The sequence below is a fragment of the Stappia indica genome (genome assembly GCF_020177335.1).
Lineage (GTDB): Bacteria > Pseudomonadota > Alphaproteobacteria > Rhizobiales > Stappiaceae > Stappia > Stappia indica_B.
The window spans coordinates 1-14,479 of the sequence record NZ_JAIVMG010000021.1 but is presented as its reverse complement, the minus strand read 5'-3'; the positions used below and the strand labels follow the sequence as shown (position 1 = coordinate 14,479).

9 protein-coding genes and 1 pseudogene are annotated in these 14,479 nt (G+C 64.8%); 6 read left to right on the top strand and 4 right to left on the bottom strand.

The features are described 5' to 3' along the window. Nucleotides 1-120: 120 nt before the first annotated feature. The 3 genes from greA to LC062_RS20115 form a co-directional block, all read right to left on the bottom strand. The gene (gene greA / locus LC062_RS20125) at nt 121-594 is read right to left on the bottom strand and encodes a transcription elongation factor GreA (protein ID WP_224912859.1); all 474 of its coding nucleotides are present in this window, start codon (nt 592-594) and stop codon (nt 121-123) included. A gap of 104 nt (nt 595-698) precedes the next feature. Beyond that, the gene (gene carB, locus LC062_RS20120; protein WP_224912858.1) at nt 699-4,013 is read right to left on the bottom strand and encodes a carbamoyl-phosphate synthase large subunit; all 3,315 of its coding nucleotides are present in this window, start codon (nt 4,011-4,013) and stop codon (nt 699-701) included. Between the two features lie 153 nt (nt 4,014-4,166). Further along, entirely contained in the window at nt 4,167-4,481 is a 315-nt protein-coding gene (locus LC062_RS20115) for a helix-turn-helix domain-containing protein (RefSeq protein ID WP_224912857.1), read from the bottom strand. 301 nt (nt 4,482-4,782) lie between these two features. On the opposite strand from LC062_RS20115, the gene LC062_RS20110 reads away from it, so the two are divergent. After that, entirely contained in the window at nt 4,783-5,832 is a 1,050-nt protein-coding gene (locus LC062_RS20110; RefSeq protein WP_224912855.1) for an AraC family transcriptional regulator, read from the top strand. 517 nt (nt 5,833-6,349) lie between these two features. Beyond that, nucleotides 6,350-6,787 (top strand): MerR family transcriptional regulator, encoded by a 438-nt coding sequence (locus tag LC062_RS20105; RefSeq protein WP_224912853.1) that lies wholly within the window; start codon nt 6,350-6,352, stop codon nt 6,785-6,787. A gap of 116 nt (nt 6,788-6,903) precedes the next feature. On the opposite strand, the gene carA is transcribed toward LC062_RS20105, so the two are convergent. Next, entirely contained in the window at nt 6,904-8,121 is a 1,218-nt protein-coding gene (carA, locus tag LC062_RS20100) for a glutamine-hydrolyzing carbamoyl-phosphate synthase small subunit (protein ID WP_224912852.1), read from the bottom strand. A 240-nt stretch (nt 8,122-8,361) separates the two neighbouring features. Between carA and LC062_RS20095 the strand changes: the two genes are divergently transcribed. From LC062_RS20095 to LC062_RS20080, 4 genes and pseudogenes are all read left to right on the top strand, one after another. Then, complete coding sequence (locus tag LC062_RS20095; protein WP_224912850.1) at nt 8,362-8,817, top strand: GatB/YqeY domain-containing protein; 456 nt, start codon at nt 8,362-8,364, stop codon at nt 8,815-8,817. Nucleotides 8,818-8,859: 42 nt separating this feature from the next. After that, a complete protein-coding gene (dnaG, locus tag LC062_RS20090) occupies nt 8,860-10,863 on the top strand; it encodes a DNA primase (RefSeq protein WP_224912848.1) in 2,004 nt (667 codons plus the stop codon). 519 nt (nt 10,864-11,382) lie between these two features. Then, nucleotides 11,383-13,392, top strand: a complete 2,010-nt coding sequence (rpoD, locus tag LC062_RS20085; RefSeq protein ID WP_224912846.1) for an RNA polymerase sigma factor RpoD — start codon at nt 11,383-11,385, stop codon at nt 13,390-13,392. Between the two features lie 172 nt (nt 13,393-13,564). After that, nucleotides 13,565-14,479, top strand: a pseudogene (locus tag LC062_RS20080) (hypothetical protein); the annotation flags it as partial.

Sequence of the window (14,479 nt, the reverse complement as noted above, 5' to 3'; positions counted from 1 at the left end):
GCGCTGGGGCGTGTTTGCGGAGAAGCTTTTTGGAGAGGGACCGCGCCGCTCGGCAGGAAGAGACGGCCGTGCGGCGATAGGTCGCGTGCGCAGTCCGGTCGGGCTGAAGCCGGCCGGTGCTTATCCGAAGGTGACTTCGATGATCTCGTAGGCGTGGGCGCCGCCGGGAGCTGCGACCTCGACGCTGTCGCCAACCGCCTTGCCGATCAGCGCGCGGGCGATCGGCGAGGAGATCGAAATACGGCCCGCCTTCACGTCGGCTTCCACGTCGCCGACGATCGTGTAGGTCTTTTCTTCCTCGGTATCCTCGTCGACGAGCTTCACCTTCGCACCGAACTTCACGGTGTCGCCGGACAGCTTGGTGACGTCGATCACCTCGGCGCGGCCGAGTTTGTCTTCCAGCTCGTTGATGCGGCCTTCATTGTGGCTCTGCTGCTCCTTGGCAGCATGATACTCCGCATTCTCCGACAGATCGCCATGAGCGCGCGCCTCGGCGATCGCCTGGATGATCCGCGGCCGTTCTTCCGACGTCCGCTGTTTGAGTTCCCGTTCCAGCATCGCATGGCCGGCGGATGTCATAGGAACTTTTTCCATAGGTCCTGGACCCTTTCCCTACACGCCTCCCTGCTCTTTCAAGGAGCGCGCGGACAACAGTTTTATGGCCCGGCCGGGTTCACCCCGAACGGGCCGATCTCACATCAGACCTTCGTGAAGTAGGCCTGCAACGGAAAGACTTCAAGGTTGCCCGAAGCGTAGGCTTCGATCCCCTTTGCTGCTGCGATCGCGCCGGCCAAGGTCGTGTAATAGGGAACCTTGTGCAGCAGTGCGGCCCGGCGCAGCGACCGGCTGTCTGTCAGGGCCTGCGCGCCTTCCGTCGTGTTGAAGACGAGCTGCACCCCTCCATTCTTGATAGCATCAACGATGTGGGGCCGGCCTTCAAGCACCTTGTTCACCCGGTCGCAGGAAATCCCCCGCTCCTCCAGGAAGGTCTGGGTGCCGTGGGTGGCGATGATCTTGAACCCGGCCCGGGCCAGGCGCCGAATGGGATCATAGACCCGCTCCTTGTCCGCATCGCGCACGGAGACGAACACGGTGCCTTCGGTGGGCACGTGGCTGCCGGCGCCGAGCTGGGACTTGGCGAAGGCGACCTCGAAGGAGCCGTTCAGCCCCATTACCTCGCCGGTGGAGCGCATCTCCGGGCCCAGGATCGTGTCGACCCCGGGGAAGCGGGCGAAGGGGAACACCGCTTCCTTGACCGCGACATGGTTGAGCTGGGGCCGGGTCAGGCCGAAGCTGGCCAGCGGCTCGCCGGCCATAACGCGCGCGGCGATCTTGGCGACCGGCTGGCCGATGGTCTTGGCGACGAAGGGCACGGTGCGCGAGGCGCGCGGGTTGACTTCGAGCACGAAGATGTCCTCGCCGCGCACCGCGTATTGCACGTTCATCAACCCGCCGACGTTGAGCGCCAGCGCCATGGCGACGGTCTGGCGTTCCAGTTCGGCGATCATCTCCTCGGAGAGCGAGTAGGGCGGCAGCGAGCAGGCGCTGTCGCCGGAGTGGATGCCGGCTTCCTCGATGTGCTCCATGATGCCGCAGATGAATACGTCCTTGCCGTCGGCGAGGGCGTCCACATCCACCTCGATGGCATTGTCGAGATAGCGGTCGAACAGAAGCGGGTTCTTGCCAAGGACGGTGTTGATCTGGCCGGTCTTGTCATTGGGGTACTTGGCCCGCACGTCGCCCGGGACCAGTTCCGGCAGGGTGTCGAGCAGATAGGCATTGAGTGCGTTCTCGTCGCGGATGATCTGCATCGCCCGGCCGCCAAGCACGTAGGACGGGCGGACCACCAGCGGCAGGCCGAGATCGGCGACCACCAGCCGCGCCTGCTCGACCGAATAGGCGATGCCGTTCTGCGGCTGCTTCAGGCCCAGCTTGTGCAACAGCTTCTGGAACCGGTCGCGGTCCTCGGCCAGGTCGATCATGTCCGGAGAGGTGCCGAGGATCGGCACGTCTTCATCGACCAGTGCCTGGGCAAGCTTCAGCGGCGTCTGGCCGCCGAACTGGACGATCACCCCGTGCAAGGTGCCCTTGGAGCGTTCAAGGCGCAGGATCTCCAGCACGTCCTCGGCCGTCAGTGGCTCGAAATAGAGCCGGTCGGAGGTGTCATAGTCGGTCGACACCGTTTCCGGGTTGCAGTTGATCATGATGGTTTCGAAGCCGACGTCCTGCAGCGCGAAGGCGGCGTGACAGCAGCAATAGTCGAATTCGATGCCCTGGCCGATCCGGTTCGGGCCGCCGCCGAGGATCACCACCTTCTTGGCGTCGCTGGGGTTGGCCTCATCGGCGAGGCTGCCGGCAAACGGCGTCTCGTAGGTGGAGTACATGTAGGCCGTGGGCGAGGCGAACTCGGCCGCGCAGGTGTCGATGCGCTTGTAGACCGGGTGCACGTCGAGCGAGCGCCGCAGCGCCTTGACCTCGGCTTCGTCGCAATCGGCCAGCGCCGCCAGGCGCATGTCGGAAAAGCCCATGCCCTTGAGCTGGCGCAGCGCTTCGGCCTGCCGTGGCAGACCGTGGGTGCGCACCTTGGCTTCCATGTCGACGATGGCCTTGAGCTGGTGCAGGAACCAGGGGTCGATGTGGCAGGCGCGGTGGACCTCCTCGATGCTGGCGCCAAGGCGCAGGGCCTGGCCGACATTGAGCAGGCGCGCCGGCGTCGGCGCGGCGAGCGCGGCGCGAATGGCGTTCTTGTCATCATCCTGGCCAAGGCCCGGGATTTCCACCTCATCGAGACCGGACAGGCCGGTTTCCAGGCCGCGCAGCGCCTTTTGCAGGGATTCGGCAAAGGTCCGGCCGATGGCCATCACCTCGCCGACCGACTTCATGGCGGTGGTCAGGGTCGGCTCGGCGCCGGGGAATTTCTCGAAGGCGAAGCGCGGGATCTTGGTGACCACGTAGTCGATGCTCGGCTCGAACGAGGCCGGGGTGGCGCCGCCGGTGATGTCGTTCTCCAGCTCGTCGAGGGTGTAGCCGACGGCGAGTTTGGCCGCGATCTTGGCGATCGGGAAGCCGGTCGCCTTGGAGGCGAGCGCGGAGGAGCGCGACACGCGCGGGTTCATCTCGATGACGATCAGCCGGCCGTTTTCCGGATTGACCGCGAACTGCACATTCGACCCGCCGGTTTCCACGCCGATCTCGCGCAGCACCGCCAGCGAGGCGTCGCGCATGATCTGGTATTCCTTGTCGGTCAGGGTCAGGGCCGGGGCGACGGTGATCGAATCGCCCGTGTGCACGCCCATCGGATCGATGTTCTCGATCGAGCAGATGATGATGCAGTTGTCCGCCTTGTCGCGGACGACCTCCATTTCATATTCCTTCCAGCCGATCACCGATTCCTCGACCAGCACTTCGGTGGTCGGGGAGGCGTCCAGGCCGCTCTCGATGATATCGAGATATTCCTCGCGGTTGTAGGCGATGCCGCCGCCGGTGCCACCGAGGGTGAAGGAGGGGCGGATGATCGCCGGCAGGCCGATCTCGTCCAGCGCCTCGAGCGCCTCGGCGAGCGAATGCGCCAGGCACGAGCGCGGCGTCTCCAGGCCGATCTTGGCCATCGCCTCGCGGAACTGCTCCCGGTCCTCGGCCTTGTCGATCGCCTCGGCGGTGGCGCCGATCATCTGCACGCCGAACTTGTCCAGAACACCCATCTTGCGCAAGGAAAGGGCACAGTTGAGCGCGGTCTGGCCGCCCATGGTCGGCAGCAGCGCGTCGGGGCGTTCCTTTTCGATGATCTGGGCGACGATTTCCGGCGTGATCGGCTCGATATAGGTCGCATCGGCCAGATCCGGGTCGGTCATGATCGTCGCCGGATTGGAGTTGACCAGGATGATTCGGTAGCCTTCCTCACGCAGCGCCTTGCAGGCTTGCGTGCCGGAATAGTCGAACTCGCAGGCCTGGCCGATGACGATCGGTCCAGCGCCGATGATCATGATGGAGGAGATATCGGTGCGTTTGGGCATATCGGGCTCGCAAGAATACGGCGCTTCCGCCGTGAGGAAACGGAGGCGGTGAGGCCACGGTCTGTCATTGTGTATGTCGGCTGAACGCGGCTTATAGGGAAAAAGCGCGCGTCGGGGAACCCCATCTTCTGGTATCGGCCCAATGTGGCCGTTTCAGAGGTCCTGTTCGCAAGGGCGGGTGTCGGTCTGAGGGGCGGTTGTCTCCAGTTCGCTTGCCGGGAAGATGCCGGAGCCGTCGAAATCGCCGATGCCGCTGGAGATGGCGAAACAGGCCAGGCGAACCGACTTCGGGATCTCCACCGGCCGGCCGTCGCGGTCGCCCTTCTCATAGTACTGGATCATCCTCTTCTTCAGCCCGAGCCGGTCGGCGGCGTCCTTCTGCTTGAGGCCGAGGGATTTGCGCCAATGGCGGAACTGGTCGGATGTCATGGTCTGGTGGCGGGCCCGAGGCTGGTCTGGTTTTTTCACGTTCCGTTTCATGGTCCGTCCCGATTCCGGCGCATGCCTTCGTGCAACCAGGGCCGCTTTTCGTCATGCGTTCAATCGGTTCCCGTCGACCCGGCAGGATTTCATGAATCCGCGCTCTTGCAAGAAAAGTCAAACCCGCGTGTCGGCGACCGGTTCGTTTACTTTGTGCGTGTCGAGTGGTGGGGATTGGTAGACCTTCGCGGAAGTTGTTGATACTGTGCGTTTATCTCCTTGATGGCTCATGTAACGAAGCGAGCGGCGCCTTGCCGGTCGGATCCTCCCCCTCGCAGGTTTCGTCTTAATGTTCGTCTGTCCCGACGGTCCTGCTTCGACCGAAACACTGCTGATCCACGCAAGGGCTCAATGCGGGCTTGAGGAGTACTGCCGCGTGCGCAAGGTGCCGTTCGAGGCGGTGATGCGCGAATGCGGTCTCGATCGCGCGCGCCGGGAGATGTCTTTCTCCGGTTACATCAGCCTCAGGGCGCATGCACGGATGCTGGAGGCTTGCGCCCGCCACTGCGACGATGAACTGTTCGCGCTGCGCTGGACGCGGATGCTCGGGGCAGGGGCGGAAAACACGGTGTCGCTTGCCGTGCGTCATGCTCCTGACCTGCGCAGCGGGTTCGAGGTGGCCGCCCGTTTCCTGCGGATCGCCGTCGATCTGGACGGGGCAAGCGCGGTGGTGGAGGGGCGGACGGCGTCGCTGCAATTCGCCTTTTCGCCGGAACTGGTCTGCCGCAACCAACTGGTGGACAGGACCGTCAGCAAGACCCTTGCCTTGCTGATGCGCTCGGCGGGGCCCGATGCCCGGCTGGTGGAGGTGGAACTGTCTCGCGATTCTCCGGCGAACACGGCCGAGCATGAAGCGTTCTTCGGCGTTCCAGTGCGCTATCGGGCCGAGGGGTGCCGGATCGCCATTCATACGGGCAACGCGGATGTGCCCAACCCGTTCTACGATGCGGACCTGTTTGCCGCGCTGTGCGAGCTCAACCAGCGCCGGCTGGCCGATCGGCGCCGCGCCGATGATTTCATTGCCGTGGTGAGCGATGTGATTGCCGCGCGCATCCAGGAGCCCGGGTTGACCATCGGCGACGTGGCCAATGCGGTGGCGACCAGCGTCCGGGTTCTGCAGCGCCGGCTGGCGGGCCGGGGGCTTACCTTCAATCAGTTGCATGACAGTGTGCGCCGGCGCATGGCCGAGGATCTGTTGGCGCACACGGATTTCCCTGTCTCGGAAATTGCCTTCCGGCTTGGCTTTTCCGCGGTGGGCAACTTCACCCGCGCGGCCCGGCGCTGGTTCGGTTGTCCGCCAAGCGAATGGCGCCGCGCGGACAGTCGCGACGGCCGCTAGGGTCCTGGCCCAGAGCCGCTCCGACCGGGGCGGTGCGGGCGGCTGTTTGTCGAGCGTATTGGGACCTGAACTAATCGGGCGGGTGCTGGGGTTTCTATTCAAGAGACCGTCATCTCTGTATTAAAGAAATATAATTTACATTAAAATTCATGTATTATGTATTTTTTATGATGTATTCGATATTTTATTTCCTGGAAAACACCTTGTTTCTTAAGTATTTGTAATTCTTATCTTTTGTGGTTGAGATATTTCAAAAATATCGAATAATGGCTCCGTATGCCTACGTGCCAACGTTTGGGAAGATAAAAAAATGGCGCGTTGAGAGAAGGTTGTCGGGCGCCGGTGGTGGCATAATTCCCGGTGGCCGCAAGCGGTGGGGCTGTGGCCGGCAACCACTCTCTCGAACGATGCCGCCGTCCGGCTCCTTGGTGCACGGGGAGTGTGAGGGCGGACATCTTGCTCTGGAAGATGGTGCGCGGGGTTGGGAATAATGAACGGGACTATGGTGGAAGTGACGATGGAAGCGATCTCTATGCCGGATTTGGCCGGGCCTATTCAGGTGGATGCCAATGACACGACCAAGCTGTCGATCGCCGAGATGTCGGAAACCTTCGGCGTGACCTTGCGGGCCTTGCGCTTCTATGAGGAAAAGGGCCTGCTGCGGCCCGAGCGTCGGGGCGCGCGCCGTTTTTATGGTGCGCGGGATATCGGGCGCATGCGGGTGATCCTGCAGGCCAAGCGCATCGGGCTGACGCTGATCGAGATCCGCGAGGTCATCTCGCTCGTGGAGGGCAAGATGGGGCGCGCGGCGCAATTGCAGGCCCTGCGCGAGATCTGCGCCCGTCAGGAGGAAATCCTGAAGGAACAGCAGGCGCAGTTGAGCGACCAGGTGCAGGAAATGAGCGGTGTGCTTGCTGCCCTTGATGGTCTGCTGCAAACGCGGGCGAATGCCTGAGGCCAAGCCAGGCAGGCAGATATGAAGTCAACGCAAAACGCCCACGTCCGGAAGGACGTGGGCGTTTTGCGTTGGATGGGTCAGGCCGTGCCTGAAGCCTGCGGGCCGTGCCCGGATCAGGCGGCGGCGGGGGCTGCCTTCTCCGGCAGTTCCGCGTCGCCGCGCCGGGCGCGCATCAGGTTGGTGAAGCGGCGGAACAGATAGTGGCTGTCGCGCGGGCCGGGCGAGGCTTCCGGGTGATACTGCACCGAGAACACCGGCTGGCCGGAAATCCTGAGGCCGCAGTTGGAGCCGTCGAACAGGGAAACGTGGGTCTCCTCGACCGTTTCCGGCAGGCTGGCGGCATCGACCGCGAAGCCATGGTTCATCGAGGTGATCTCCACCTTGCCGGTGGTGCGGTCATAGACCGGATGATTGGCGCCGTGGTGCCCCTGATGCATCTTCACGGTCTCGCCGCCAAGAGCGAGGGCCAGCATCTGGTGGCCGAGGCAGATGCCGAACAGCGGCAGGCCGCTGGCCACCAGCTCGCGAATCACCGGAACCGCGTATTCGCCGGTCGCCGCCGGGTCGCCCGGGCCGTTCGACAGGAAAATGCCATCGGGTTCGCGCGACAGCACATCCTCGGCACTGGCGCTGGCCGGCAGGACGGTCACCTTGCAGCCGGCATCGGCGAGCAGCCGCAGGATGTTGCGCTTGATGCCGTAGTCGATGGCGACCACGTGGAAGCTGTCGTCCCGGCGCTGACCGTAGCCGTCGTTCCAGACCCAGGGGGTCTCGTCCCAGGTGAAGCTCTGGCCCGCGGTGACGTCCTTGGCCAGGTCCATGCCGACAAGGCCGGGCCAGTTCGCCGCCGCCGCCTTCAGCGCGTCCAGGTCGAAGATCCCTTCGGGCGAATGGGCGATGATCGCGTTCTGCGCGCCGCGCTCGCGGATCAGGGCGGTCAGCGCGCGGGTGTCGATGCCCGACAGGCCGATGATGTCGCGTGCCTTCAGCCAGGCATCCAGGTGCCGGCTTGAGCGGTAGTTCGACGGGTCGGTGACGTCCGCGCGCAGGATCGCGCCGCGCACGCCCGATGCGGAGGCCATGTTGACGGTCTCGACATCCTCGTCATTGGTTCCGACATTGCCGATATGCGGGAAGGTGAAGGTCACGATCTGCCCGGCATAGGACGGGTCCGTGAGGATTTCCTCGTAGCCGGTGATCGCGGTGTTGAAGCACACTTCGGCGCAGGCTTGGCCGGTTGCGCCGAAGCCCTGGCCCTCGATCACGGTTCCATCGGCCAAAACGAGGACGGCCGTTACCGGCGTCGCGGACCATGCGTCTGCGGTCGTCATGTGCTTGCTTTCTCGTTCTACTCGGTGACATCATGTTTGGACCGCGCCTTGACGATCAATGGGGAAGATGTCAACGGTGCGTCCAGCGCGGCAATGTAGGGGAAGCCAGCGGAAGGGTCAACTCTCGGCTCGGCAAGAAAACAGCGATAAAAATCAATCGTATAAATGACAGGGCTGACGGATTGGCCGCCGCTGCGGGCACCATCCGGCGCCGTGGCGGGGCAGACAACGGGGCAGGTCATGCGTGACAGGATCAACACGGCACTGCGCGAAGCGGTCGATCGTGACGACAAGCGACGGGCGGCAACCCTGCGGCTCGTGCAGGCGGCGATCAAGGATCGGGACGCGCGGGCGCGTGAGCTTGGACAGGACGGCGTGCCGGAAGACGAGGTGCTGGATATCCTCAACAAGATGGTCGGCCAGCGCGACCGGTCGATCCGCGACTATGAGGAAGCCGGCCAGCTCGACCTCGCCGAGCAGGAGCGTGAGGAAGCTGCCATCATCCGGGAGTTTCTCCCCAAGCAATTCGACGAGGCGGCGATGAAATCCGCCTGCGAGGATGTGGTACGCGATATCAAGGCCAAGGGCCTGCGCGACATGGGGCGGTGCATGTCGGCGCTGAAGGAACGCTACCCGGGGCAGATGGATTTCGTGCGCGCCAGCTGCGTCGTGAAGGATCTTCTGCGGGCCGACTGACGGGTCTTGCCCGCCGTTCCGGAAGATCGGATACAGGATATCATGCGTTTTTCACCCGGATTGCTCGACGAAATTCGTGCAAGGCTGCCCCTGTCGGAGGTGGTTGCCCGGCGGGTCAGTTGGGACCGGCGCAAGACCCAGGTGGCCCGTGGCGACTTCTGGGCCTGCTGCCCGTTTCACCAGGAAAAGACCCCGAGTTTTCACGTCGACGACCGGCGCGGGCGCTACAAGTGCTTCGGCTGCGGCGCCTCCGGCGATCATTTCCGGTTTCTGACCGAGACCGAGGGGTTGTCCTTTCCCGAGGCGGTGGAGCGGCTGGCGGAACAGTCCGGCGTGCCCTTGCCCGCGCCCGATCCGCGTGCGGCGGAGCGGGCGGAGATGCGCGCCAGTCTTGCCGATGTCTGCGAGATGGCCGCCCGGTATTTTCAGGCAGAGCTGACGACCTCCGGCGGGGAGGCGGCCCGCGCCTATGTGACCCGGCGCCGGCTGAAGCCGGAAACCGTGCGCGAGTTCCGCATCGGCTTTGCGCCGAACGGGCGTGACGGGCTGAAGCGCCATCTGCTCGGCAAGGGGGTGGACGAGGCGGCGATGGTCGAGGCGGGGCTTCTGATCCGCCCCGATGATGGCCGGGCCTCCTATGACCGGTTCCGCAACCGGTTGATCATCCCGATCCAGGACGATCGGGGCCGGGTGGTGGCCTTTGGCGGACGGACGCTCGATCCCGATGGTCAGCCGAAGTACCTCAATTCGCCGGAAACGCCGCTGTTTCACAAGGGCGCCATGGTGTTCAACTTCCACCGGGCGCGGGAGCCGGCCTATCGGCTCGGCCAGGCGCTGGTGGTGGAAGGCTATATGGATGCCATTGCGCTCTGGCAGGCCGGGTTCACCCATGTGGTCGCCTCCCTTGGCACCGCCTTCACCGAGGAGCAGGTGGGCCGGCTGTGGCGGCTGGCGCCTGAACCGGTGATCTGCTTCGACGGCGATGCCGCGGGCGTGTCAGCGGCCCATCGGGCGGTCGACCGCATCCTGCCGGTGCTGCGCAGCGGCCATTCCTTCGGGTTCGTCTTTCTGCCCGATGGCAAGGATCCGGACGATCTGGTCGCCGAGGGCGGTGCGGCGGCGGTGTCCGCCCAACTCGACCGGGCGATGCCGCTGATCGACGTGTTGTGGTCGCGCGAGGTGGAGAGCGCGCGGATCGACACGCCGGAGCGCAAGGCGGCGCTGGAGAAAAGCCTCGACGACCTTGTGCGCTCGATTGCCGATGAGCGGGTGAAGCGAGGCTATCAGCTCGATATTCGTCTGCGGCTGTCCAATCTGTTCTACCGTCAGGCGCGGGCCATGCGCGAGCAGGGCGGGCCGGCGGGCGGTGGCAAGCGCGCGGGCCGGGCCGGCGGTGGGCCCGATGCGCCGCCGTCGCTCAGCCGCGCCGAAGCGCCAACCGGCCCGCTGTTCGGCAGCGAGCGGACCTTGTGCGGTCTGTGCCTGAAATATCCGGAATTGCTGGAGCGCTACGTGGAGCGGATCAGCCTGGCTGGCATCAGCGATGCGCTGCACGCCCGGTTTCGCGACGAATTGTGCCGGATCGCCACGGAACTGCAGGATGTGCCGGTCAGCAGTTTCTTCGAGACGCTGGATGACCGCTTCTACCAGATCCTGTCGGAGGTGCTGGACGGGGAAGAGCGCGGCGCGCGCGGCGGGCGCGGCGGGCGGCTGCAGCCCCGGTTCCAGGACCTGATGCAGCGCCTGCCGATCCTGCGGCACGATCCGCCCGCCGATTTCATCGAGGATCTGTTCTGCCACTATCTCGACACGCTGGAAATTCGCGGGTTGGAACAGGAGCTTGAGGCGGAGCTGGACGCTTTGGGCGAGGCGGTGGACGAGGAGGCCTGGCAGCGGTTCCGGGCGCAGTCGCAGGATCTGGCCCGCCGCCGTGAGGAATGCGCGCGGGATGAGCAGGAACTGGCCGACCGGGGACGGGTCTTGCGCAACGCGCGGCCGGCGGCGGCGGTCGCGGCGATGGCGGCGCAGAGCGGGCAGGGGCATTAGGGCCCGGCCTCATCTATCGGGCTGGCCCCTGGGAGAGGCCCGGCCTTTTCACCGGGCGGATGAAAAGACGGGGAGCGGCCATCTGATTCGATTGACGGCTGCGAATCACTCTTGCGAATCTCTCGGCTTGCGCTAAATAACAACATTCGACAGCACCGGGGCGCCGCATCAGGGCCATCACGACCATGGATGAGCCACACGCGCGGTATGAAATCAGGTGATGCTGTCCCATATCCTCAAGGGTTTGCCGGACCGGGCAGCCTGAGATCGTGCGCGCGGGTGACTTTGGCAGGAGTTGCGCGCCGGTCTTTCGTGTCGCCAGCGGCAATTCAGGGTTAAGTGGCACTTAACGGACACCGACTAAGAGTGATGACGAGATCGCGCCCGACCCGTTCATGACGGACGGCGCATGGGCTTATTGCTGTCGTTTGCTTTGACGGCCGGGACGCAACGGTTCGACAGCGACTGAAATGAAACGCGGCGACGCCGGATTGCGACGACGGCGGGGCGGAGAAAAGTATGGCAGCGAAAGCAACCCAGGCGGAAGACTCCCAGGAAACGGCAAGCGAAAACACCGACGGCCCCTTGCTGGACCTGTCGGACGCCGCCGTCAAGCGGATGATCAAGCTTGCGAAAAAACGCGGCTATGTAACCTATGAAGAGCTCAACGAAGTTCTTCCCTCCGAAGAGGTGACCTCCGAGCAGATCGAGGACACGATGGCCATGTTGTCGGACATGGGCATCAATGTCATCGAGGAAGAGGAAGCCGAGGAGGCGGCTGCCGAAGAGGGCAGTGCCGCCGGCGGAGAGCTGGTGGAGGCGGCGCCGCGCGCGGTGGCCAAGACCACGACCAAGGAGCCGACCGACCGGACCGACGATCCGGTGCGCATGTATCTGCGCGAGATGGGTTCGGTGGAGCTTCTGTCGCGCGAGGGCGAGATCGCCATCGCCAAGCGGATCGAGGCTGGCCGCGAGGCGATGATCGCCGGCTTGTGCGAAAGCCCGCTGACCTTTCAGGCCATCATCATCTGGCGTGACGAGCTGAACGAGGGCAAGGTCCTCCTGCGCGACATCATCGACCTTGAGGCGACCTACTCCGGCCCGGATTTCAAGGGCGAGTCCGAAGAGGGCGACGACGAGGACGAGGACGGGGAGAGCACCGCGCCCAAGAAGGACGGGGACGACGGCGCCAGTGCCTCCGGGGCCGGGTCCGATGAGGACAGCTCCGAAGACGGCGAGGACGACGACGAGTTCGAGGCCAATATCTCCCTCTCGGCGATGGAAGCGGAGCTGAAGCCGAAGGTGCTGGAGACCTTCGACAGCATCGCCGACGAGTACAAGAAGCTGCGGCGGCTTCAGGATCAGCTTGTGGAGAACAAGCTGGCCAACAAGACGCTGTCGCCGAGCCAGGAGCGGCGCTACAAGAAGCTGAAGGAAGACATCGTCGTCGATGTGAAGAGCCTGTCGCTCAACCAGCAGCGCATCGACGCGCTGGTCGCCCAGCTCTACGACATCAACAAGCGGCTGATGGGCTATGAGGGACGGCTGCTGCGCCTGGCCGACCGCCATGGCGTCGATCGCGGCGACTTCCTCAAGCAGTATCAGGGCAATGAGCTGGATCCGAACTGGATCCGCAAGGTCGCCAACCTGTCCTCGCGCGGCTGGAAGAACTTCGTCGCCGGCGAGAAGGACATGATCCGCGAGCTGCGGCAGGAGATCCAGAATCTCGCCAGTGAGACCGGGCTGGAGACCATCGAGTTCCGCCGCATCGTGTCGATGGTGCAGAAGGGCGAGCGCGAGGCGCGCATCGCCAAGAAGGAGATGGTCGAGGCGAACCTGCGTCTCGTCATTTCCATCGCCAAGAAATACACCAACCGCGGCCTGCAGTTCCTCGATCTCATCCAGGAAGGCAACATCGGCCTGATGAAGGCGGTGGACAAGTTCGAGTATCGGCGCGGCTACAAGTTCTCCACCTATGCCACCTGGTGGATTCGGCAGGCGATTACCCGCTCGATCGCCGATCAGGCCCGCACCATCCGCATTCCCGTGCACATGATCGAGACGATCAACAAGATCGTGCGCACCTCGCGGCAGATGCTGCATGAGATCGGTCGCGAACCGACGCCGGAGGAACTGGCCGAAAAGCTGCAGATGCCTCTGGAAAAGGTCCGCAAGGTCCTGAAGATCGCCAAGGAGCCGATCAGCCTCGAAACGCCGATCGGCGACGAGGAGGATTCGCATCTCGGCGATTTCATCGAGGACAAGAACGCGGTGCTGCCGATCGATGCGGCGATCCAGTCGAACCTGCGCGAGACGACGACCCGGGTTCTGGCCTCGCTCACCCCGCGCGAGGAGCGCGTGCTGCGCATGCGCTTCGGCATCGGCATGAACACCGATCACACGCTGGAGGAAGTCGGCCAGCAGTTCTCGGTGACCCGTGAGCGTATCCGCCAGATCGAGGCCAAGGCGCTTCGCAAGCTGAAGCACCCGAGCCGTTCGCGCAAGCTGCGCTCGTTCCTCGATAGCTGAGGCGAGGAACCCCGAACGCATCGTCATCATGCACAAAGCCCGGCGATCATCGCCGGGCTTTTTTTATTTTGCCGTCCGCGTTGGCTGTCTTATTGACTTCGCCGGGCTGCTCCATGAGCCTTGCGGCCTCGCATTTCCCTGACCCGGCTGTTTGCCAGAAGGTGCCGTCCCCGTGGATTTCACGCCCTCCGACCTGCCCCAGATCGTGCCCGCGCCGGCGCCCGCGCGCGATGCAGGCCGGGCCGGTGATCGGCTGTTCTGGGTGGGCGTGGCCGTATCGCTTTTGTTGCACGGGCTGATCGTGCTGCTGTTCCTCGATACAGCGGCGCGGGAGATGGCGGCGCCGGAAGCGGCGGAGCCTGTCGAGGTGGTGCTGGTGCCGCCACCGCAAGCGCCCGCGCCGGAGGAAGAACCAGCGCCAGAAGAACCAGCGCCGGAACCTGAGCCCGAACCGGAGCAGGAAGAGGAAGAGCAGCGGGAACAGCAAGAGCGCGCCCCCGAACCTGAGCCCGAACCCGAACCTGAACCGGCGGAGGAGGAAGCGCCGCAGCCGGAACCGGAGCCGGAGGTCGCTCCGCCGCCGGCATCGGACGTGGGCAGCCTGCCGGTGCTGCAGCCGGTGGAGGAATTTGCAGAAGAATCGTCGGAGGCCGCGAGCGGGGAAGAGGGCGAGCCGCTTGACGGCACGTCGATGCCTGCCGAGGACGAGCCGCCCGCCGAAGAGCCTGCCGGTGAGAACGGCGAGGCCGAACGCGCCGAGCTGGCGGAAACGGAAGAAACCGACGACGCGGAGGAGGCCGTCCCGGATACGGCCACGGACACGACCACCGAGCTGGAGACCGCGATGCCGGAAACGGGGGCGCCGGAAACCGATATCCTCGCCGGGCCGGAGGCAGAGGGCGAGACGGCGCCCGTCGGCGAGACGGCGGTGGATGAGGCTTCGGCAAGCGCGCCCGAGGCGGAGGGGCTCACCGGGGCAATCGCGACCGCTTTGCCCCGCGCCAAGCCGACCCCGCCGCCGGCGGCCCTCAGGGGCGCCGAGCAGGATGACCTGCCGCCGGGCGTTCGGCTGCCCGCTGGGGCGAGC